This window comes from Streptomyces fradiae, assembly GCF_041270065.1.
GTDB lineage: Bacteria > Actinomycetota > Actinomycetes > Streptomycetales > Streptomycetaceae > Streptomyces.
On record NZ_CP065958.1, the window covers coordinates 3,997,786 to 4,017,478 of the forward strand.

16 protein-coding genes are annotated in these 19,693 nt (G+C 72.5%); 8 read left to right on the forward strand and 8 right to left on the reverse strand.

Translation table 11 applies throughout. The features are described from left to right. Positions 1-31 precede the first annotated feature (31 nt). Together JAO84_RS18145 and JAO84_RS18150 are read right to left on the reverse strand one after the other, a co-directional pair. A complete protein-coding gene (locus JAO84_RS18145; protein ID WP_370413813.1) occupies positions 32-1,321 on the reverse strand; it encodes a metallophosphoesterase in 1,290 nt (429 codons plus the stop codon). A 364-nt stretch (positions 1,322-1,685) separates the two neighbouring features. After that, positions 1,686-2,792 (reverse strand): LacI family DNA-binding transcriptional regulator, encoded by a 1,107-nt coding sequence (locus JAO84_RS18150; protein ID WP_046908646.1) that lies wholly within the window; start codon positions 2,790-2,792, stop codon positions 1,686-1,688. A gap of 404 nt (positions 2,793-3,196) precedes the next feature. Here JAO84_RS18150 and hisC point away from each other — a divergent pair, with 404 nt between their 5' ends. After that, entirely contained in the window at positions 3,197-4,303 is a 1,107-nt protein-coding gene (hisC, locus tag JAO84_RS18155; RefSeq protein WP_370413814.1) for a histidinol-phosphate transaminase, read from the forward strand. 9 nt (positions 4,304-4,312) lie between these two features. On the opposite strand, the gene JAO84_RS18160 is transcribed toward hisC, so the two are convergent. Continuing rightward, positions 4,313-4,690, reverse strand: coding sequence for a cyclophilin-like fold protein (locus JAO84_RS18160; RefSeq protein WP_265861338.1), 378 nt, complete (start codon positions 4,688-4,690; stop codon positions 4,313-4,315). Between the two features lie 202 nt (positions 4,691-4,892). Here JAO84_RS18160 and JAO84_RS18165 point away from each other — a divergent pair, with 202 nt between their 5' ends. From JAO84_RS18165 to JAO84_RS18180, 4 genes are read left to right on the forward strand one after another with little or no spacing between them, the layout of a single operon-like run. Then, positions 4,893-6,398 (forward strand): cytochrome ubiquinol oxidase subunit I, encoded by a 1,506-nt coding sequence (locus JAO84_RS18165; RefSeq protein WP_370413815.1) that lies wholly within the window; start codon positions 4,893-4,895, stop codon positions 6,396-6,398. Between the two features lie 19 nt (positions 6,399-6,417). Then, entirely contained in the window at positions 6,418-7,446 is a 1,029-nt protein-coding gene (cydB, locus tag JAO84_RS18170) for a cytochrome d ubiquinol oxidase subunit II (RefSeq protein WP_370413816.1), read from the forward strand. 42 nt (positions 7,447-7,488) lie between these two features. Beyond that, positions 7,489-11,133 (forward strand): thiol reductant ABC exporter subunit CydD, encoded by a 3,645-nt coding sequence (cydD, locus tag JAO84_RS18175; RefSeq protein ID WP_370413817.1) that lies wholly within the window; start codon positions 7,489-7,491, stop codon positions 11,131-11,133. Between the two features lie 20 nt (positions 11,134-11,153). Continuing rightward, positions 11,154-12,866 carry a GAF domain-containing protein gene (locus JAO84_RS18180; protein WP_370413818.1) on the forward strand — a complete coding sequence of 571 codons (1,713 nt, stop codon included), beginning with the start codon at positions 11,154-11,156 and terminating at the stop codon, positions 12,864-12,866. A gap of 19 nt (positions 12,867-12,885) precedes the next feature. On the opposite strand, the gene JAO84_RS18185 is transcribed toward JAO84_RS18180, so the two are convergent. The 3 genes from JAO84_RS18185 to JAO84_RS18195 all read right to left on the reverse strand — a co-directional run bounded on the left by JAO84_RS18185 (position 12,886) and on the right by JAO84_RS18195 (position 15,753). Next, positions 12,886-13,746, reverse strand: coding sequence for a Cof-type HAD-IIB family hydrolase (locus JAO84_RS18185; protein WP_370413819.1), 861 nt, complete (start codon positions 13,744-13,746; stop codon positions 12,886-12,888). Positions 13,747-13,853: 107 nt separating this feature from the next. Beyond that, positions 13,854-14,753, reverse strand: a complete 900-nt coding sequence (locus JAO84_RS18190) for an LLM class flavin-dependent oxidoreductase (protein ID WP_370413820.1) — start codon at positions 14,751-14,753, stop codon at positions 13,854-13,856. Positions 14,754-14,772: 19 nt separating this feature from the next. Continuing rightward, complete coding sequence (locus JAO84_RS18195; protein ID WP_370413821.1) at positions 14,773-15,753, reverse strand: LuxR C-terminal-related transcriptional regulator; 981 nt, start codon at positions 15,751-15,753, stop codon at positions 14,773-14,775. 318 nt (positions 15,754-16,071) lie between these two features. Between JAO84_RS18195 and JAO84_RS18200 the strand changes: the two genes are divergently transcribed. Genes JAO84_RS18200 through JAO84_RS18210 form a run of 3 tightly spaced genes read left to right on the forward strand, consistent with a single transcriptional unit; the run spans position 16,072 to position 17,277 of the window. Beyond that, a complete protein-coding gene (locus tag JAO84_RS18200) occupies positions 16,072-16,284 on the forward strand; it encodes a hypothetical protein (RefSeq protein ID WP_370413822.1) in 213 nt (70 codons plus the stop codon). 14 nt (positions 16,285-16,298) lie between these two features. Next, positions 16,299-16,595 carry a hypothetical protein gene (locus tag JAO84_RS18205; RefSeq protein WP_370413823.1) on the forward strand — a complete coding sequence of 99 codons (297 nt, stop codon included), beginning with the start codon at positions 16,299-16,301 and terminating at the stop codon, positions 16,593-16,595. Positions 16,596-16,635: 40 nt separating this feature from the next. Beyond that, positions 16,636-17,277 carry a DNA-binding response regulator gene (locus JAO84_RS18210; RefSeq protein ID WP_370413824.1) on the forward strand — a complete coding sequence of 214 codons (642 nt, stop codon included), beginning with the start codon at positions 16,636-16,638 and terminating at the stop codon, positions 17,275-17,277. A gap of 13 nt (positions 17,278-17,290) precedes the next feature. Here the strand turns inward: JAO84_RS18210 and JAO84_RS18215 are convergent, their stop codons facing one another. Further along, positions 17,291-17,911 carry a hypothetical protein gene (locus JAO84_RS18215; protein ID WP_370413825.1) on the reverse strand — a complete coding sequence of 207 codons (621 nt, stop codon included), beginning with the start codon at positions 17,909-17,911 and terminating at the stop codon, positions 17,291-17,293. A gap of 104 nt (positions 17,912-18,015) precedes the next feature. Beyond that, positions 18,016-19,692, reverse strand: a complete 1,677-nt coding sequence (locus JAO84_RS18220) for an AMP-binding protein (RefSeq protein ID WP_370413826.1) — start codon at positions 19,690-19,692, stop codon at positions 18,016-18,018. Between the last annotated feature and the right edge of the window lies 1 nt (position 19,693).

The window sequence follows — 19,693 nt, forward strand, 5'->3', positions numbered from 1 at the left end:
ATCGACTTCCCCGGATGCGGAGTGTTATGCGTCAGGCGGGCAGCGGGAGTTGGACGACCAGCAGCTTTCCGGCCATGGTCACTCCGCCGTCCATCGCGATGGCGAGCCCGTCCGCGTACACGTGCGGGCCGTCCACGACCGGGCGCTCGCCCTCCTCGCCGTCCTCCGTGCCGACCTGGCCGAGGAGGTACGGGATGGGGCTGTGGCCGTGCACGATCCGGCGCCCGCCGTAGGTGCCGAGCAACTCCTGCACGGCCTGCGGGCCCGACGCCTCGTCACGGAACGCGAAGCGCTTGGTGAACTTCCGGAAGAGGTCCCAGACTTCGTCCGCGTCGTTCCGGGTGAGGATCTCGTGGACCTTGTCGTTGACGTCCTCGATGGTCTGGCCGTACTCCAGGTACGCGGTGGTGTCCGAGTGCAGCAGCAGGTGTCCGTCCTGCTCCACCACGGCGTCGAGCCGGGACATCCACTGCAGGTGCATGTCCGTGAGGCGGTCCATGTCGTGCTTCTGGCCGCCGTTGAGCAGCCAGGCGGCCTGGAAGGTGGCGGTGCCGGCGCCGGAGTTGACCGGGGTGTCGCCGAACCGCTTGGCGCCGATGAGCAGCAGTTCGTGATTGCCCATCAGGGCCTTGCAGTAGCCGCCGGCGGCGGCGGCCTCGGCGGACAGGCGCATCACGAGGTCGATCACCCCGATGCCGTCGGGGCCGCGGTCGGTGAAGTCGCCGAGGAACCACAGGCGGGCGTTGCCCGCGGCCCAGCTGCCGTTCTCGTCGATGAGGCCCTGGGCGCGCAGCGCCTCCAGGAGCTCGTCCAGGTAGCCGTGGACGTCGCCCACGACGTAGAGCGGGCCGCGGCCGTCGGGCGCGGCGGGGGCGGGCAGCGGCGCCGTGGCGACCGGGACCTGGAGGGTGTCGGTCCGCTTGATCACCGGCAGGTCGCGCTCGGTCGGCGTGTAGCCCTCGGGCGGCGCGTCGTCCGGGTAGGCGTTGCCGGGGTGGCCGGAGGCGGCGGGAGCCGAGGGGGCTGCGGGCGCCGCCGGGGCCGGGGCGCCGGCCGGAGCGCCGTAGGAGGGCTCGTACGCCGCCTGGGGCGCGCTCGCCAGGGGATGCTGGGGCGCGAGGGATCCGAGGTGCAGCGTGGCATCGGCGGGCGCGGGCGCCGGTGCGGGTGCCTGTGTGGTCGCGGCCGGGGGTGCGGGGACCTCGGCCGGGAACGGCTCGCCCGTATGGCCCTGGACGGGCACTCGCGCGTACGGAGGTACACGGAAGTCACGCAACGTCGCCGTGCGCACCACGGGTTCCTGCCCGGCCCCCTGTGTCATCGACCCCTCCACCACCGTCGCGATGCCCTGCACATCGCGGACCGGTCCTGGTCGGGGTGGCCCGCGGTGTCGTCCGCCCATCATAGGAATGAGCGTCCTCCTGTGTGACGCACCAGGGGTGGTGAATCCGGGTCCACTCCGGGTTCACCGGTTGTTTCGCCCGAATTGGGAAGGTCCAGGCCAGGGACGGGACCGGGGCGCGCCGAGGTTTGGCCCCGGACCGCGCCAGAGATGCGGCCCCCGCCCCGCACCTCTGGCCCCGACCCCGGCCCCCGTTCCCGCCCCGTTCCCGACCCCCGTTTCCGGCCGCGCGTCCCCGCGCGCGGCCGGTTCCCCGCGCCCCCCTTCCGCTCCCCCCTCGGGGTCAGTCCTTCGAGGGAGAGCGCGGCGGGCTGACCGTCGTCCGCGGCGAGCGGCGCTGCGAGGAGGTGCGGACGATCAGCTCCGTCGGTATCACCTGCTCGACCGGGCCGTCCGTCTCGATGCCCTCGATGGCGTCGATGAGCAGCTGGACGACGGCGGTGCCGATCCGGCGCGGTTTGAGCGAGAGCGTCGTGATCGGCGGCTCGGTGTTCGCGTAGACCGTGGACTCGCTGCAGCACACGAGCAGCAGGTCGTCCGGGACCCGCAGCCCGTAGCGGCGGGCCGCCGCGAGCAGATCGGTGCCGTTGGGGTCGAAGAGCCCGTACACGGCGTCCGGGCGGTCCGGCCGGGCGAGCAGCCGGTCGGCGGCGACGGCCCCCGCGCAGGGGTCGTGCGCCGGGTAGGCCTCGTAGACCGGGTCCTGGCCGACCCGTTCGCACCAGTTGAGGTAGGCGGTGGTGGACAGGCGGGTGTACGTGTCGGTGGTGGTGCCGGTGAGCAGGCCGATCCGGCGGGCGCCGGCCGCGGCCAGGTGGTCGAGCAGGTCGAGGACGGCGGCCTCGTGGTCGTTGTCGACCCAGGCCGTCACCGGCAGGGTGCCGGCGGGGCGCCCGTCGGAGACGACGGGCAGCCCCTGGCGGACCAGTTCGGTGACCACCGGGTCGTGGTCGGAGGGGTCGATGACGACGGTGCCGTCGAGGGCGACGTTGGACCAGACGTCGTGGCGGGAGGTGGCGGGGAGGATGACGAGGGCGTAGCCGCGGGCGAGCGCGGCGGACGTGGCGGCTCTCGCCATCTCCGCGAAGTACGCGAATTCGGTGAAGGTGAAAGGTTCATCCCCGTATGTGGTCACGGTCAGGCCGATGAGTCCCGACTTGCCCGTACGGAGCGTGCGGGCCGCCGCGGACGGGCGGTAGCCCAGCCGGTCTGCGACCTCGCGGACGTGACGGCGGGTGGCGTCCGGGAGCCGGCCCTTGCCGTTGAGCGCGTCGGAGACAGTCGTGATGGAGACCCCGGCGGCGGCGGCCACGTCCCGGATGCCCGCTCGGCCCTGCCGGCTTCCCCGGGTCTGTGCCCGGCTCACCTGGTGCTTCCCTGCTGCTGTCATGGCGAGCCGATAGTAGGGCGATGGGGGTGGGTAGAGCCGGTCGCATATGCAGGCGTTGACAGGCACGTTTCTGCATGATCGAAAAGCACCAAGGGCCTTGGAAACAAAGAAAGTTCAGGTCAGAGCCATGGGACCTGGGGTCCCGGGTGCCCGTGTGCCTGGCGTGGGGGCGAGGTCTCGAAGAGGTCTCAACTCACCTCTACGGGGGATGCGCGCCACGGCGCTCGCCACCGGCGCGCGCCACCCCGCCGCGCGCTCCCCCCTGGGTCGTCCCCTGGGTTGTCCACAGGGGCGACCGGGCCGAGGGTCGTGGCGGACCTTTTGTCCACAGCCCATTCGCAGCGGAGCCGAATCCTCATAAGGTGAGGAGTATTGGTGGTACGGAAGGTCGAGGAGGACACAGAGTGAGCGAGACCAGCGGGACGAGCGGGACGAGCGCGTCGGGCCCCAGGCTGCGCGCCGAGCTGGACGGCGTCCCCACCTACAAGCCGGGCAAGCCGGCCGCCGCGGGCGGTCCGGTCGCCTTCAAGCTGTCCTCCAACGAGAACCCGTATCCGCCGCTGCCCGGCGTCATGGAGAGCACGCTGGCCGCCGCCGCGAACTTCAACCGCTACCCGGACATGGCGTGCACGGGGCTGATGGAGGAGCTGGCCGACCGCTTCGGCGTGCCCGTCTCGCACCTGGCCACCGGCACCGGATCGGTCGGCGTGGCCCAGCAGCTGCTGCAGGCGACGGCGGGCCCGGGCGACGAGGTGATCTACGCCTGGCGCTCCTTCGAGGCGTACCCGATCATCACGCAGATCAGCGGGGCCACCTCGGTGCGGGTGCCGCTGACCGAGGGCGAGGTGCACGACCTCGACGCGATGGCGGCGGCGATCACCGACCGGACCCGGCTGATCTTCGTCTGCAACCCGAACAACCCCACGGGCACCGCGGTGCGCCGCGCCGAGCTGGAGCGCTTCCTGGACCGGGTGCCCTCCGACGTCCTGGTGGTGCTCGACGAGGCGTACAAGGAGTTCGTCCGCGACGCCGACGTACCGGACGGCATCGAGATCTACCGCGACCGGCCGAACGTGGCGGTGCTGCGGACCTTCTCGAAGGCGTACGGCCTGGCCGGCCTGCGGGTGGGCTTCGCGGTGGCCCACGAGCCGGTGGCGGCGGCGCTCCGCAAGACGGCGGTCCCGTTCGGGGTGAGCCAGCTGGCGCAGGACGCGGCGGTGGCCTCGCTGCGGGCGGAGGACGAGCTGCTCGGGCGGGTCGGCTCGCTGGTGGCCGAGCGCGCGCGGGTCCATGCGGGGCTCGTGGCCCAGGGCTGGACCGTGCCGGACACCCAGGCGAACTTCGTCTGGCTGCGGCTCGGCGAGCGGACCATGGACTTCGCGGCGGAGTGCGAGCGGCACGGCGTGGTCGTGCGGCCGTTCGCGGGGGAGGGCGTTCGCGTCACGATCGGTGAGTGCGAGGCGAACGATCTGTTCCTGAAGACGGCGGAGGGCTTCCGCAAGGACGGCTGAGCCGGCGGGTCAGTCCACGAGTTCGACGCGGATCGGGTCGCCGTCCCTGACGGTGGCCAGAATCCGCGGGTCCGCGTCCAGCGCGCCCAGGATGTTGCAGGGGCTCGCGAGTCGCGGTTCGTCCCCGCGTGAGATCGGCGTGGGGCCGTAGGGGAGGGCGAGCGCGTCGCCCTCCGTCCAGAAGGCCACCGTGCCCGGGGCGACGACCTGCCGGGCGTCGGACTCGAGCGGCACGGAGACCGGAGTGTCGAAGTAGACCTCCTCGCCCCAGGTCCGGGCGGTGGAGGAGATCGGGAGAGCCCCCGCGAGCGCCTTGCTCGTGGGGGTTTCCTCGATGGTGGCGGTGGTGTGGCCGGCGGGCCATGAGATGCGTATCCGAAGGGTCATGCCCGGATTCAACAATATGTTGAAGGTCCTGGGAAGGGGTGACCTCCGACATAGGGACCCCGCCTGTACGTACGGATTTCGTATGAGCCATAATGCTTGTGAATGTGAACGCGTTCACAAGCGTGTCCCTGTTCCTCCCGAAATGGGTCGGATCAAAGGGGCAAACTGCCGTTGTGACCACGGCGATGTAAGGAGAGACGACGTGGATCTAGCGTTGGCGCCGGAGACTCTGGCGCGCTGGCAGTTCGGCATCACGACCGTCTACCACTTCCTCTTCGTACCGCTGACGATCTCCCTCGCCGCCCTCACCGCCGGTCTCCAGACGGCCTGGGTGCGCACCGAGAAGGAGAAGTACCTCAAGGCGACGAAGTTCTGGGGCAAGCTCTTCCTGATCAACATCGCGATGGGTGTCGTCACCGGCATCGTGCAGGAGTTCCAGTTCGGCATGAACTGGTCCGACTACTCGCGCTTCGTCGGTGACATCTTCGGCGCTCCGCTGGCCTTCGAGGCCCTGATCGCCTTCTTCTTCGAGTCGACCTTCATCGGTCTGTGGATCTTCGGCTGGGACAAGCTCCCCAAGAAGATCCACCTCGCCTGCATCTGGATGGTGTCGATCGGCACCGTTCTGTCCGCGTACTTCATCCTGGCCGCCAACTCCTGGATGCAGCACCCGGTCGGCTACAGGATCAACGCCGAGCGGGGACGGGCCGAGCTCACCGACTTCTGGCACGTGCTCACCCAGAACACCGCCCTCACCCAGTTCTTCCACACCATCACCGCGGCCTTCCTGGTCGGCGGCGCCTTCATGGTCGGCATCGCCGCCTTCCACCTGGCGCGCAAGAAGCACGTCGCGGTGATGCGGACCTCGCTGCGGCTCGGCCTGATCACGCTGATCATCGCCGGTCTCGGCACCGCGATCAGCGGAGACCTGCTCGGCAAGGTCATGTTCAAGCAGCAGCCGATGAAGATGGCCGCCGCCGAGGCCCTGTGGGACGGCGAGGCGCCGGCTCCGTTCTCCGTCTTCGCCTACGGCGACGTCGAGAAGGGCCACAACAAGGTCGCCATAGAGATCCCGGGCCTGCTGTCCTTCCTCGCGAACGACGACTTCAGCTCGTACGTCCCCGGCATCAACGACGTCAACAAGGCGGAGCAGGAGCGCTTCGGGCCCGGCGACTACCGGCCCAACATCCCGGTCGCCTACTGGGGCTTCCGCTGGATGATCGGCTTCGGCATGGCGTCCCTGGCCGTCGGCGTCGTCGGACTCTGGCTGACCCGCAAGAAGTTCATGCTGGCGCCGGGGCTGCGGACCGGCGAGGACGAGGTGCCGCATCTGGTCCTGTTCCGGCGGAAGGCGCTCAGCCCCCGCCTGGGCAAGTGGTACTGGATCGTCGCCCTGTGGACCATGCTCTTCCCGCTGATCGCCAACTCCTGGGGCTGGATCTTCACCGAGATGGGCCGTCAGCCGTGGGTGGTCTACGGCGTGCTGCGCACCCGTGACGCCGTCTCCCCCGGGGTCTCCCAGGGCGAGGTGCTCACCTCGATGATCGTCTTCACCCTGCTCTACGCCGTCCTCGCCGTGATCGAGGTCAAGCTGCTCGTCAAGTACGTGAAGGCCGGCCCGCCGGAGCTCACCGAGGACGACCTCCACCCGCCCACCCGGATCGGCGGGGACCGCGACGCCGACCGCCCCATGGCCTTCTCGTATTGAGGCTCAGGAGACCGAGGCAATGGAACTCCACGACGTCTGGTTCGTACTCATCGCCGTCCTCTGGACCGGCTACTTCTTCCTGGAGGGCTTCGACTTCGGGGTCGGTGTCCTGACCAAGCTGCTCGCCCGCGACCGGGCCGAGAAGCGGGTCCTCATCAACACCATCGGCCCGGTCTGGGACGGCAACGAGGTGTGGCTGCTCACGGCGGGCGGCGCGACCTTCGCCGCCTTCCCCGAGTGGTACGCGACCCTGTTCTCCGGCTTCTACCTGCCGCTGCTGCTCATCCTGGTCTGCCTCATCGTGCGCGGTGTCGCCTTCGAGTACCGGGCGAAGCGGCCGGAGGAGAACTGGCAGCGCAACTGGGAGCAGGCCATCTTCTGGACCTCGCTCGTCCCCGCGTTCCTCTGGGGCGTGGCCTTCGGCAACATCGTGCGCGGAGTGAGGATCGAGAAGGTCGGCGGCAGCCTCGAGTACGTCGGGAACTTCTGGGACCTGCTCAACCCGTACGCGCTGCTCGGCGGTCTGGTCACGCTGACCCTCTTCACCTTCCACGGCGCGGTGTTCGCCTCGCTCAAGACGGTGGGGGACATCCGGGTCCGGGCCCGTGCGCTCGCGCTGAAGCTGGGTCTGGTCACGGCGGTGCTCGCGCTCGGCTTCCTCGGCTGGACCCAGCTGGACACGGGCGACGCCTGGAGCCTGGCCGCGATGCTGGTCGCGGTGGTGTCCCTGGTCGGTGCGATCGGCGCGATCCGGGCCGGGCGCGAGGGCTGGTCGTTCGCGCTCTCCGGTGTCACGATCGCGGCCGCGGTGGCCATGCTCTTCCTGGCGCTCTTCCCGAACGTCATGCCGTCGTCGCTCGACCCGGCGTGGAGCCTGACCGTCACCAACGCCTCGTCGAGCCCGTACACGCTCAAGATCATGACGTGGTGCGCGGCCGTGGCGACCCCGCTGGTGCTGCTCTATCAGAGCTGGACCTACTGGGTGTTCCGCAAGCGGATCGGTACGCAGCACATCGCTACGCAGCACGGCGCGGAACCGGCCCACTAGCCACCGCACACCAGCCACCGCTCACCGGGGAGCATGTTTCACGTGAAACCGATCGATCCGCGTCTGATGCGCTACGCACGGGCCACCCGGTTGTTCCTGCTCGCGGTGGTCGGTCTCGGCCTGGTCGGGGCGGCCCTGATCGTCGGCCAGGCGATGCTCATCGCCGAGGTCGTGGTGGGGGCCTTCCAGAAGGGTCTGTCGGTCTCCGGGCTCGGCACGCCCCTGCTGCTGCTCGCCGCGGTGGCGGTCGGGCGGGCGCTGGTCTCCTGGCTCACCGAGCTCGCGGCCCACCGGGCGAGCGCGGCGGTCAAGTCCGAACTGCGCGGCCGGCTGCTCGAGCGGGCCGCGCGGCTCGGCCCTGGCTGGCTCGGCGGGCAGAAGGCCGGTTCGCTGGCCGCGCTCGCGACCCGGGGCGTGGACGCCCTGGACGACTACTTCGCCCGCTATCTGCCCCAGTTGGGGCTCGCGGTCGTGGTGCCGGTGGCGGTGCTCGCCCGGATCGTCACCGAGGACTGGATCTCGGCGGCGATCATCGTGGTGACCCTGCCGCTGATCCCGGTCTTCATGATCCTCATCGGCTGGTACACCCAGGCCCGGATGGACCGGCAGTGGAAGCTGCTGTCCCGGCTCTCCGGCCACTTCCTGGACGTGGTGGCCGGCCTGCCCACGCTGAAGGTGTTCGGCCGGGCCAAGGCCCAGGCCGAGAACATCCGGGCGATCACCGCCGACTACCGGCGGGCGACCATGCGGACGCTGCGGATCGCGTTCCTCTCCTCCTTCGCCCTGGAGCTGCTCTCGACCCTGTCGGTCGCGCTGGTCGCGGTCGCGATCGGCATGCGGCTGGTCCACGGCGACCTCGACCTCTACACCGGGCTCGTCATCCTGGTCCTCGCGCCCGAGGCGTATCTGCCGCTGCGGCAGGTGGGCACGCAGTACCACGCGGCCGCCGAGGGGCTCGCCGCCGCCGAGGAGATCTTCGAGGTCGTCGAAAGCCCGCTGCCGGCCGGCGGTACGGGGGCGGTGCCCGCGTCGGTACGCCTGGAGCTCGACCGGGTCACCGTCCGGCACCCGGGGCGCGCCGCGCCCTCCCTGGACGCCGCCTCCCTCACCGTGGAGCCCGGCGAGACCGTGGCCCTGGTCGGGCCGAGCGGTGTCGGCAAGTCCACCCTGCTCGACGTGGTGCTCGGCTTCACCGCCCCCGAGGAGGGCACCGTCCGGATCGGCGGCCAGGACCTGGCCTCCCTCGACCTGGAGCAGTGGCGCTCCCGGATCGCCTGGGTGCCGCAGCGGCCCTGTCTCTTCGCCGGGACGATCGCCGAGAACGTACGGCTCGCCCGGCCCGACGCCTCCGACGAGGCGGTACGGCAGGCGCTCGGCGACGCGGGCGCCGACGCGTTCGTCGCCGAACTGCCCGACGGCGCGGACACCGCCCTCGGCGAGGACGGTGCCGGCCTCTCGGCCGGCCAGCGCCAGCGCCTGGCCCTGGCCCGGGCCTTCCTCGCCGACCGGCCGGTCCTGCTGCTCGACGAGCCGACCGCCGCGCTCGACGGCGAGACCGAGGCGGCCGTCGTCGACGCCGTCCGCCGCCTCTCCACCACCCGCACCGTCCTCCTGGTCGTCCACCGCCCCGCCCTCCTCGCCGTCGCCGACCGCGTGGTCCACCTGGCCCCGGCGGTGCGGGCGGACGAGGGCGCGGGCGGGGCGGCGGAGGCTGTGGGCGGTGCCGGTGCCGTGGGGCATCCGCAGGTGGCCGGGCTGCTGCCGGACGGCGCTCCCGCGACCGCCACGAGGGCCGAGGGTCTCGTCCGGGCGGAGCCGGGTGCCGCCGTCCCGGACAGCGCTCCCGCGTCGGGCGCCCCGGCGGCGGCCGAAGCCGCGGTGAACGGCGCGTGGTCCGTCTTCCGGCGGGTGCGGGGGATGGCCGGGCGGTTCAGGGGGCGGATGGGGCTGGCGCTGGGGCTCGGGAGTCTGGCGCTGGGGTCGGCCGTGGGGCTGATGGCGGTGTCCGGGTGGCTGATCTCGCGGGCCTCCGAGCAGCCGCCGGTGCTCTATCTGATGGTCGCGGTCACCGCGACCCGCGCCTTCGGTATCGGGCGGGCCGTGTTCCGGTACGCGGAGCGGCTGGTGTCGCACGACGCCGTGCTGCGGATGCTCGCCGACCTCCGGGTCGCGGTCTACCGGCGGCTCGAGCGGATCGCCCCGGCCGGACTGCGCCGCACCCGGCGCGGCGATCTGCTCGCCCGGCTCGTGCAGGACGTGGACGCGCTCCAGGACTACTGGCTGCGCTGGCTGCTGCCCGCGGGCGCGGCCGTCGTCGTCGGCGCCGGGTCGGTCGGGTTCCTCGCCTGGCTGCTGCCCGAGGCCGGGGCGGTGCTCGCCGCCGGCCTGCTGGTCGCCGGCGTCCTCGCCCCGATGGCCGGCGGCGCGCTCGCCCGGCGGGCCGAGCGGCAACTGGCGCCCGCGCGCGGTCTGCTCACCACCGCCGTTGTCGACCTGCTGCGCGGCTGCGCCGAACTCACCGTGGCCGGCGCCCTGGACGCCCGCCTGGCGCGCGCCGGGCGGGCCGACCGTACCCTCACCGGCATCGCCTCCCGGCAGTCCGCCGCCACCGCCCTGGGTGCCGGGCTCTCGGCCCTGGTCGGCGGCCTCACCGTCGCCGCCGCCGCGCTCGTCGGCGTGCAGGGGGTCCGCGACGGCCGCCTCGACGGCGTCGCGCTCGCCGTCGTGGTGCTCACCCCGCTGGCCGCCTTCGAGGCCGTCAACGGACTGCCGCTCGCCGTGCAGTACCGCCAGCGGGTGCGGCGCAGCGCCGAGCGGGTGCTCGACGTGCTCGACGCGCCCGTGCCCGTACACGAGCCGGCGACGCCCGCCACTCCCCCGGCGAGTCCGTTCCCGCTGGAACTGGCCGGGCTCTCCGCGCGGCACGCCGGGCAGGACCGGCCGGCCCTGGCCGACTTCGCGCTCACCCTCCCGGCCGGGCGCCGGGTCGCCGTGGTCGGCGCGTCCGGCTCCGGCAAGACCACGCTCGCGCAGGTGCTGCTTCGCTTCCTGGACGCCGAGTCCGGCACGTACCGGATCGGCGGAGCCGACGCGGCGGAGCTCGACGGCGACGCCGTGCGCCGGCTCGTCGGCCTGTGCGCGCAGGACGCGCACCTCTTCGACAGCACACTGCGCGAGAACCTGCGGCTCGCCAGGACCGGAGCGGACGACGCCGAGCTGCGCGAGGCGCTGCGCCGGGCGCGGCTCCTGGAGTGGGTGGACGCGCTGCCCGACGGGCTCGACACGCTCGTCGGCGAGCACGGCTCCCGGCTCTCCGGCGGGCAGCGGCAGCGGCTCGCGCTCGCCCGGGCGCTGCTCGCCGACTTCCCGGTCCTGGTCCTCGACGAGCCGGCCGAGCACCTGGACCTGGCGACGGCCGACGCGCTCACCGACGACCTGCTGCGGGTCACCGAGGGCCGCACCACCGTCCTCATCACCCACCGGCTGCGCGGTCTCGACGCCGTCGACGAGGTCGTGGTCCTGGACCGCGGCCGCACCGTGCAGCGCGGGAGCTACGCCGAGCTCGCGGCGGCCGACGGCCCGCTGCGGCGGATGCTGGAACAGGAGCGGGAGAGCGATCTGCTGCTCGCCCCGTCGACCACGACCACGGCAGCCACCTCTGACCGTCCGACTTTTCTCTCCAAATAGGACTAACTAGGCTCACGACCATGACAGCCGCCGTGCCCGACGCCCCGGACCCGCTCGAAGCCGCGACCCAGGCCACCCGCAGCCTGCACGGCCTCTCCACCGAGCTCACCGCGCGCGTGCCGCAGCTCCTGGAGGCGATGCGCTCCGTCGGCACCGGCCTCGAACTGCACACCACGCTCGACCGGATCTGCGAGACCGCCGCCGAGCTCGCGGGCGCCCGCTACGCCGCCATCGGCGTGATCGACGAAGAGGGCGAAGGACTCTCCGACTTCGTCACCTACGGGGTCGGGGAGGAGGTCGCCCGCCGCATCGGGCGGCGCCCCGACGGCCACGCGGGGCTGCTCGGCGCGCTGATCCGGGAGCCGCAGACCATCCGCCTCGCCGATCTGTCGGGCGACCCGCGCTCGGCCGGCTTCCCGCCCGGGCACCCGCCGATGAAGACCTTCCTCGGCGTCCCCATCCGGGTCCAGGGCGAGATCTTCGGCAACCTCTACCTCGCCGAGAAGAACGGCGGCGGCGAGTTCAACGACTACGACGTGCACATGGTCCGGGTGCTCGCGACCGAGGCCGGGATCGCCATCGGCAACGCCCGGCTCTACGAGGCCGCCCGGCAGCGCGAGCGCTGGATCGACGGCTCGGTCGCCGTCACCACCGCGCTGCTCTCCGGCGGCGACGCGGACGACGCGCTCACCGTCGTCGCCGAACAGGCCCGCCGGCTCGCCGACGCGGCCGCGGGCATCGTCATGCTGCCGGCCGAGGAGGGCGGTCTGGAGATCGTGGCCGTCTGCTCGGCGCACGCGAGCAAGTCCCTCGGGGTGGTGATCCCGCCGGAGAGCCCGGTGGTGGAGCTGCTCTTGGAGGGCGAGGCGGTGTTCGTCGACGACGCCTCCACGGACCCGCGGATGCTCAGCAGCCTCTCCGCGCAGTACGGGCCCGCGATGCTGCTGCCGCTGCAGAGCGGCGGGCGGGTGCTCGGCGCCCTCGCCACCCCGCGGGCGCGCGGCGACCGCCCGTTCACGGAGGCCGAACGGACCCTGGCCACGCAGTTCGCCTCGCAGGCGGCGCTCGCCCTGATGATGGCCGAGGCCCAGCGCGACCGGGAGCGGCTCGCGGTCTACGAGGACCGCGACCGGATCGCCCGGGACCTGCACGACCTGGTCATCCAGCGCCTGTTCGCCACCGGGATGATGCTGGAGAGCGCCCAGCGGAAGTCGATCGTGCCGGCCGTGCGCGAGGGCGTCGGCAAGGCCGTCGACGAGCTGGACGTGACCATCCAGGAGATCCGCACAGCGATCTTCGCGCTCCAGCAGGGCCCGGCCGAGGCGCCGTCGGGGCTGCGCACCCGGGTGCTCCGGGAGATCAACATGGCGGCCGTGCCGCTCGGCTTCAAGCCCGCGCACCGCTTCCTCGGCGCGATCGACGCGACGGTCGGCGACCTCACCGGCAAGAACCTCATCGCTGCGCTGCGCGAGGCGCTCTCCAACGCCTTCCGGCACGCCGGGGCGGGCCGCATCGAGGTGGTCGTGGACGCGACCGTGACCCTGCCCGACGGCACCCCCGGCGTGCGCCTGTCGGTCGCCGACGACGGCGTCGGCCTCCCGGAGGGCGGCCGACGCAGCGGTCTGCGCAACCTGGCCCGCCGCGCCGAGTCGCTGGGCGGCGCGAGCTGGTGCGACCCGGGCATCGGCGAGGACGGCGGCGGCACGACGGTGGTGTGGGAGGCCCCGCTGTAGCGGCGCCCTTGCGCTGACGCTACCTGTCCCGTACGGCTTCGGCGACGAGCTCCTCGATGATCACCGCGACGCCGTCCTCGTTGTTGCCGGCGGTGCGGCCGGTGGCGGCGGCGATCACGTCGGGGTGGGCGTTGCCCATGGCGTACGAGCGGCCGGCCCAGGCGAGCATCTCGATGTCGTTCGGCATGTCGCCGAAGGCGGCGACCTCCTCGGGCGCGATGCCGCGCTCGGCGCAGCAGTGCGCCAGGGTGGAGGCCTTGGAGACGCCGAGGCCGCTGATCTCGATGAGCGCGGTGGGGCTGGAGCGGGTGAAGGAGGCCAGGTCGCCGGCGGCCTCGCGGGCGGTGGCGAGGAAGACGTCCGGGTCGAGCTCGGGGTGCTGGGCGAGCAGTTTGATGACCGGGGCGGCGGCGCCCGGGGCCTCCTCGAAGAGGAGCTTCTCGGCGGTGGCCACGGTGGCGCCCGGGTCGAGGAAGAACGGCGGGTACTTCGGCTCGTAGTGGATGCCGGTGGTCAGCTCCACGGCGAAGCTGGTGCCGGGGGCGGCGGCGCGCAGCGCCCGTACGACCTCCAGGGCGACGGGGCGCTCCAGGGGACGCACCTCCAGAAACGTTCCTCCGGCGTGGAGGTCCACCACCGCGGCGCCGTTCGCGCAGATGGCGAGGCCGTGACCGTGGACGTGGGCGCTGACGACGTCCATCCAGCGGGCCGGGCGGCCGGTGACGAAGAAGACCTCGATGCCCGCCCGCTCGGCTGCGGCGAGCGCCGCGATGGTGCGCTCGGAGACGGACTTGTCGTCCCGCAGGAGGGTGCCGTCGAGGTCGGTGGCGATCAGCCGGACGGCCGGGGCTTCGGAGCGCGCGGAGTGGGATGAGGTCACCGCACCATTCTTCCGCACAACCTGCACGGGCGTGCGAGGGGGCGCACATTTGAGTAACCGATATGTCACTCCGTGACGCCGCGGATGCTGCGCCCCCTCGGGCCGCGCTAGCTCCCGAGCTGGGCGAGCGCCTCGGTGGCGATGCGCTCGAAGACCGCCTGGTCGGTGGCGAAGTCGGAGTCCGGGATCGGCCAGTGGACGACGATCTCGGTGAAGCCGAGTTCCTGGTGGCGGCCGGCGAAGTCGACGAAGGCGTCGAGGGAGCGCAGCACGGTGTTCTGCTCCGGGGTGAAGCCGGTGAGCAGGATCTTGTCGAGCTCGGTGACGTCCCGGCCGGTCTCGGCGCAGGCCTTGCCGAGCTTCTCGATCTGGCCGCGGAGCGCCGCGAGGGACTGCTCGGGCGTCCCCGTCTCGAACAGCTTCGGGTCGCCGGTGGTGACCCAGGCCTGCCCGTGCCGGGCCGCCAGCTTCAGACCGCGCGGCCCGGTCGCGGCGACCGCGAAGGGCAGCCGGGGCCGCTGGACGCAGCCGGGGATCGCGCGGGCCTCGTCCGCGGTGTAGAAGGTGCCCCGCTCGGTCACGGACTCCTCGGTGAGCAGCCGGTCGAGCAGCGGCACGAACTCGGCGAACCGGTCGGCGCGCTCCTTCGGCGTCCAGGCCTCCTGGCCGAGCGCGGTGGCGTCGAAGCCGTTGCCGCCCGCGCCGATGCCGAGGGTGACCCGGCCGCCGGAGATGTCGTCGAGCGACATGAGCTCCTTGGCGAGGGTGACCGGGTGCCGGAAGTTCGGCGAGGTCACGAGGGTGCCCAGGCGCAGTCGCTCGGTCGCGCCGGCGGCGGCGGTGAGGGTCGGCAGCGCGCCGAACCAGGTGCGGTCGCGGAACGAACGCCAGGTGAGGTGGTCGTAGGTGTAGCCGGTGTGGAAGCCCAGCTCCTCGGCCCGCTGCCAGGCGGCGCGGCCGCCCTCGTGCCAGCGGAAGACGGGAAGGATCACGGTGCTCAGGCGCATGGGTCGACCATACGCGGCCTCACAGCCACTGGCGCTGCGCGGTGCGCAGCCCCGCCTCGAAGCGGCTGCTCGCGCCCAGCCGGCGCATCAGGTCGGCCATCATCCGGCGGACCGTGCGCAGCGACAGACCGAGCTGTTTGCCGGCCGCCTCGTCGGTGAGACCGTTGCCGAGGAGCCGCAGCAGCTCCTTCTCCTGGCGGGTCAGTCCGCGGTCGTCACGGTCGTGTCCGGCGCCCAGGGGTGCGGCTGACGCCCACATCTGGTCGAAGAGCCCGGCGAGCCCCACGACCACCCCCGGCTCGGTCAGCTGCACCGCGCCCTTGCGGGTGTTGTCCGGGTCGGCGGGAACGATGACCGTCTCGCGGTCGAAGATGATCATGCGGAGGGGGAGCGACGGCACGGTGCGCACCTCGCCGCCCAGCTCGGTGAGCCACTCCGCGTACTCGGTGGTGACGGCGTCGTTGCGCACGCTGTCCAGATACACGGTCCGCATCCGGACGCCGCGGGCGAGGGTCTGGCGGTCGAGCGGCTTGCTCGCCTCCAGGCTGGCGCGGGACTGGGCGCCACCGGGGTTGAACGTCAGGCACTCGGAGGTCGCCGCGGCGGCCAGTTCGCCGATCCGCTGCTGTACCGAGTCGATGCCGATGAACTGCTCGGCGACCCGGTGCCGGGGCCCCGCGTACAGCTTGCTGTAGGAGCTGACCAGCTCGGCCATGTCGGCCTCACAGCGCGCGACCGCCTCCTGGTGTTGCTCCAGTTCGCGTTTGCGTTGGTTGAGCAGCTCGCGCAAACCCAGGGCCGGATCGCTCGGCTGGAGTTCGTCACCTCGGGGGCATCTTCGCAGCAGCCGGAGGTCGGTGAGCCGTTCCAGGGCGGCCCGTACCTCGGCCGTGGAGAGCTTCAGCCGCCGGCCGATCTCCGCGACCCCCCAGGCGTGGTTCACCAGCATCAGTTCGTAGACCGCGGCCGCCTGTTCGTCCAGGCCCAGAAGGTCGAGCATCCCCGTTTCCCCGTTCACTCCCTCGGCAGGCGAACATCCTTCGAACACCGCCGAGGCGATCAATCTAAGAGCCGTGCGGAGCGACCGCCAGTCCGTGTGCCGGAACTTGGGGGATCTTGGGGGATTCACCAGAAGGTCTTGGGAATGCGCCGGGCACCCGTCGCCGTCTGGCACTGAGGTGCCACGTGTTCCTTCCTGCCAACGGATTTGCTTCCGATTCCCTCGGTGCCCCGAGCAAACTGGGCACAGAAACGAACCGCCCCGGGGGTCCGACCTCCCGGGAGCACGGATCGCCGCACCATTCCAGGGGGATTTCGCATGCTGTTCTTCCGCCGTTACTCCAGCGCCTGTTGCTTCGCCGCCCTCGCCGCCGCGCTGGTTCTTTCCGGCACCGCTCACACCGCGTGGAACGCGGACCAGAGGTCCACCGTCCCCGCCGCGGACAACCTCAACTGGGACATCGTCGCGCCCGACCTCGACGAGCCGCTGGCGACGGTCCGCGCCACCCTGGACAACCTCAACTGGGACTGATCCGATCCATGCTGATGACGACCGTCGTCCTGCGCGCACCCGATGCGACGACGCCCGACCGGCCCGATCCGCAGCTGCTCGCCTCGCTGGTCAGAGCCGTGGCGGTACCCGACGACGGGCTGGAGCACGTGGCCGTCCGGCAGGCCGACCGGGCGATCGAGCTGGTCCTCTTCCAGACGGTGCGCGAAGCACCGCGAGCTCCGGCCACGGGAGCCGCGATCTGCCGCAGGGCCCTGCGCCTGGCCCGGCAGCTCGGCGGCTGGACCGTGGGCACCGAGCAACAGGACGCCGCGCCGACGCTCAGACCGTGAGCCGGCGCCTTTCACAGGAAAGCACGAGGGGGATGAAAACATGGCCGACTCCACCGTCAGAGTCGTCGTGGGAAGTGCGCGGGCGTTGTTTCTCGACGCGCTCGCCGAAGCCCTGAGATCCGTAGAGGGCATTGTGGTCCTCGGCGCCGAGTCGAACCACCGGCACATTCTCGCCGAGGTGCACCGGCATTCCCCGGACGTCCTTCTGCTGGAGGACACCCCGGGAAGCGATCATGTGCTGCGCCTGGCGTCGGCGGTGCGCGACCGCGTTCCGTCCTGCGGCATCGCGCTGATGACGCCGGGCTCCCGGCCGGGGGCCGTGAGCCGGGCCATGGCCGCCGGGGTGCACGGCATCGTGCCCATGGACGCGGGCCTGCCCCGGCTGATCGCGACGGTACGGGGCGTGGCGGCCGGCTGTGTGACGGTGGCGCCCTCGCTGATCGAGGGGATGGGCGGGACGGACGGGATGGGCGGTGCGGGCGGAGGCGGTGCTCCGCTCAACGCCCGCGAGTCCCAGGTGATGCGGCTCACCGCCGGAGGAGCGACCGTCAAGGAGATCGCGGCGGAGCTCTATCTGGCGGCCGGCACCGTCCGCAACGTGGCCTCCGCCTCGATCAAGAAGCTCGGCGGCCGCAACCGCTTCGACGCGGCGCGCATCGCCGTGGAGCAGGGCTGGATCTGAGACCGGCCCCGCCTCATCCGACCGCCTTCGGGCCGGGCGTCCGCCCGGCCCGTACGGCCGTTCCGGCGGCAGCGGCCCACAGCACGGCCGCGCAGCCGATTCCGGGGACGGCCTGCCAGACGTCCGCGCTCGCGCCGGGCAGCAGCGAGAGCAGCGCGGCGACCGCCACCGTGGCGATCATCGCCGAGCCGATCACCCGGAGCAGCGGTGCGCGCAGGGTGCGGGCCATGGGGAAGAAGTGGGCCCCCACCACCAGCGCTGACCAGGTCAGCATGAGTTCGGGACGGTGGAAGGTGGTGCGCAGCAGGTTGTTGCCCACGCCGAGGACCACCGCCTCGATGAGCACGATCCGGAGGAAACGCGGCCCGCCGCCGCCGGGCGCCACCGGTGCGCCCGGTTGGTCGGCGGGAGTCAGCCGCGCCGAGCGGAACAGGTGTATCACCGCGGCGACGCTCGCCAGCAGGAGCAGCGCGGCGAGCGCGAGCACCACGGTCCGGACGGCGCCGTGCACGGCGGACTGGCCGAGCGAGAACCACATCACGCCGAAGGCGGTGCCGATCAGCGCGCCGCGGCCGCCGTTGCGGAGCTGGTCGCGACGTGTGCTGAAACCGGGGTGGGGGGTGGTCTGTTCCACGGTGGGTGTGCCTCTCTGGTGTGCGGTCGTACGGGGCCGTCGCCGCCCCCGCGTCCATCCTTTCGTACGGAGGCGGCCCTGCCGAGCGGACGGCGGAGGACTCGTCACCTAGGGGTCGCCGGAGTCGAGTTCGGCGACCAGTCGGCGGCCAGTCGGTGGCGGAGGACCTTTCCGGTGGGGCCCACCGGGAACGCGTCGGTGAAGGTGACCCGCCGCGGGCACTTGTGCCGGGCCAGGCGGTGGCGGGTCCAGGCGAGGATCTCCTCGGCCAGCTCCTCCGGTTTCTCCGGGGCCGCCACACGCAGGACGGCGTGGACGGCCTCCCCGAGCGTGTCGTGGGGCACTCCGAACACCGCCGCCTGGGCCACCCGCGGATGGCCGAGCAGGACCTCCTCGACCTCGCGCGGGTAGACGTTGTAGCCGCCGCTGATGACGACGTCCTTCTTGCGGTCGAGGACGCGCAGACAGCCGTCGGCGTCCTTGGCCCCGATGTCGCCGGTGCGGAGCCAGCCGTCGACCAGAACCTCGGCGGTGGCCTCGGGCCGGCCCAGGTAGCCGGCCATCACGTTGTGGCCCCGGACCACGATCTCGCCGCGTGCGCCGTCCGGCAGGAGCCTGATCCGGCCCGCCGGTCCCGGTCCCGTTGCCGTTGCCGAGTCCGGGTCCGGGTCCGCGATGGCCACCTCGACGCCGGGAAGCGGCAGGCCGACGGTGCCGGGCCGGCGGGGCAGCCCCGGCTGGTTGTAGCTGACGCTCGGCGACGTCTCGGTGAGCCCGTACCCCTCGTAGACGGGACAGCCCAGCTCGGCCTCGACCCGGGCGAGCACCGTCGGCGCCAGTGAGGAGCCGCCCGAGTAGGCGCGCCGCAGCGGTGGCCGGCGGGTGTCGCACGCGGCGGCGTCGAGCAGCGCGAGATACATGGTGGGCACGCCCATGACCACGGTGCAGTGGTGGGTCACCGCGAGGTCGAGCGCCCGCGGGCCGTCGAACCGGTCCATCAGGACGAGTGTGGCTCCGGAGTGGAAGCAGACGCCCATTCCGCAGATCTGGCCGAAGGTGTGGGACAGCGGCAGCGTGCCGAGCAGCACGTCGTCGTCCTCGAAGGCGAAGGGGGTGCGGGCGCTGACTGTGATGTTCGCCAGGACACCGCGGTGCGTGAGCATGACGCCCTTGGGGGTGCCCGTGGTCCCGGAGGTATAGAGCACCAGGGCGATGTCGTCCTCGCCGCGCGGCACGGGCCCCCGCAGCGGCGGGGCCGCCTCGGCCTCCCGGTCGAGCAGCGGGAATCCGCATTCGTCCGCGGCCGGTGCGGGCCCGCCGCCCGCGGCCGGTTCGGGCCCTCCGTCCGGGGCCGGTTCGGGCCCGCCGCCCGCCCCCGTACCGGCGTCGTGGACGGCCAGCACCGCCGTACCGGTGGCATGCGCGGCGGGAGCGCCGTGCGCGAGCAGAGAACGGGAACAGATCAGGGCCTTCGCCCCGGAGTCCCGCAGGACATGGGTGATCTCCGGGGTACGGGACCCGGCGTGCACGGGCACGACGACGGCGCCCAGCGCGAGCGCCCCGTAGTAGGCGAGGGGGAAGACCGGCGCGTTCGGCAGCAGCAGCGCCACCTTGTCCCCGGCCGCCAGCCCCCGCGCGCGCAGCGCGGCGGCGTACCGGAGCGCGCCGGTCCACAGCTCGGCGTAGGACAGGGAGACGCCGTCGAAGACGAGGGCCGGGTGGGCGGGACGGCGCGTCGCCGAGCGTTCGAGGACGGACGCGACCGAGCAGGAGTCCGCCACG

What these genes read in the sequence shown, in the direction of transcription:
- JAO84_RS18145 (WP_370413813.1), bottom strand. Translation starts at nt 1,321, where the DNA reads ATGACACAGGGGGCCGGGCAGGAACCCGTGGTGCGCACGGCGACGTTG.
- JAO84_RS18150 (WP_046908646.1), bottom strand. Translation starts at nt 2,792, where the DNA reads ATGACAGCAGCAGGGAAGCACCAGGTGAGCCGGGCACAGACCCGGGGA.
- JAO84_RS18160 (WP_265861338.1), bottom strand. Translation starts at nt 4,690, where the DNA reads ATGACCCTTCGGATACGCATCTCATGGCCCGCCGGCCACACCACCGCC.
- cydB (WP_370413816.1), top strand. Translation starts at nt 6,418, where the DNA reads ATGGAACTCCACGACGTCTGGTTCGTACTCATCGCCGTCCTCTGGACC.
- JAO84_RS18180 (WP_370413818.1), top strand. Translation starts at nt 11,154, where the DNA reads ATGACAGCCGCCGTGCCCGACGCCCCGGACCCGCTCGAAGCCGCGACC.
- JAO84_RS18190 (WP_370413820.1), bottom strand. Translation starts at nt 14,753, where the DNA reads ATGCGCCTGAGCACCGTGATCCTTCCCGTCTTCCGCTGGCACGAGGGC.
- JAO84_RS18195 (WP_370413821.1), bottom strand. Translation starts at nt 15,753, where the DNA reads ATGCTCGACCTTCTGGGCCTGGACGAACAGGCGGCCGCGGTCTACGAA.
- JAO84_RS18200 (WP_370413822.1), top strand. Translation starts at nt 16,072, where the DNA reads ATGCTGTTCTTCCGCCGTTACTCCAGCGCCTGTTGCTTCGCCGCCCTC.
- JAO84_RS18205 (WP_370413823.1), top strand. Translation starts at nt 16,299, where the DNA reads ATGACGACCGTCGTCCTGCGCGCACCCGATGCGACGACGCCCGACCGG.
- JAO84_RS18210 (WP_370413824.1), top strand. Translation starts at nt 16,636, where the DNA reads ATGGCCGACTCCACCGTCAGAGTCGTCGTGGGAAGTGCGCGGGCGTTG.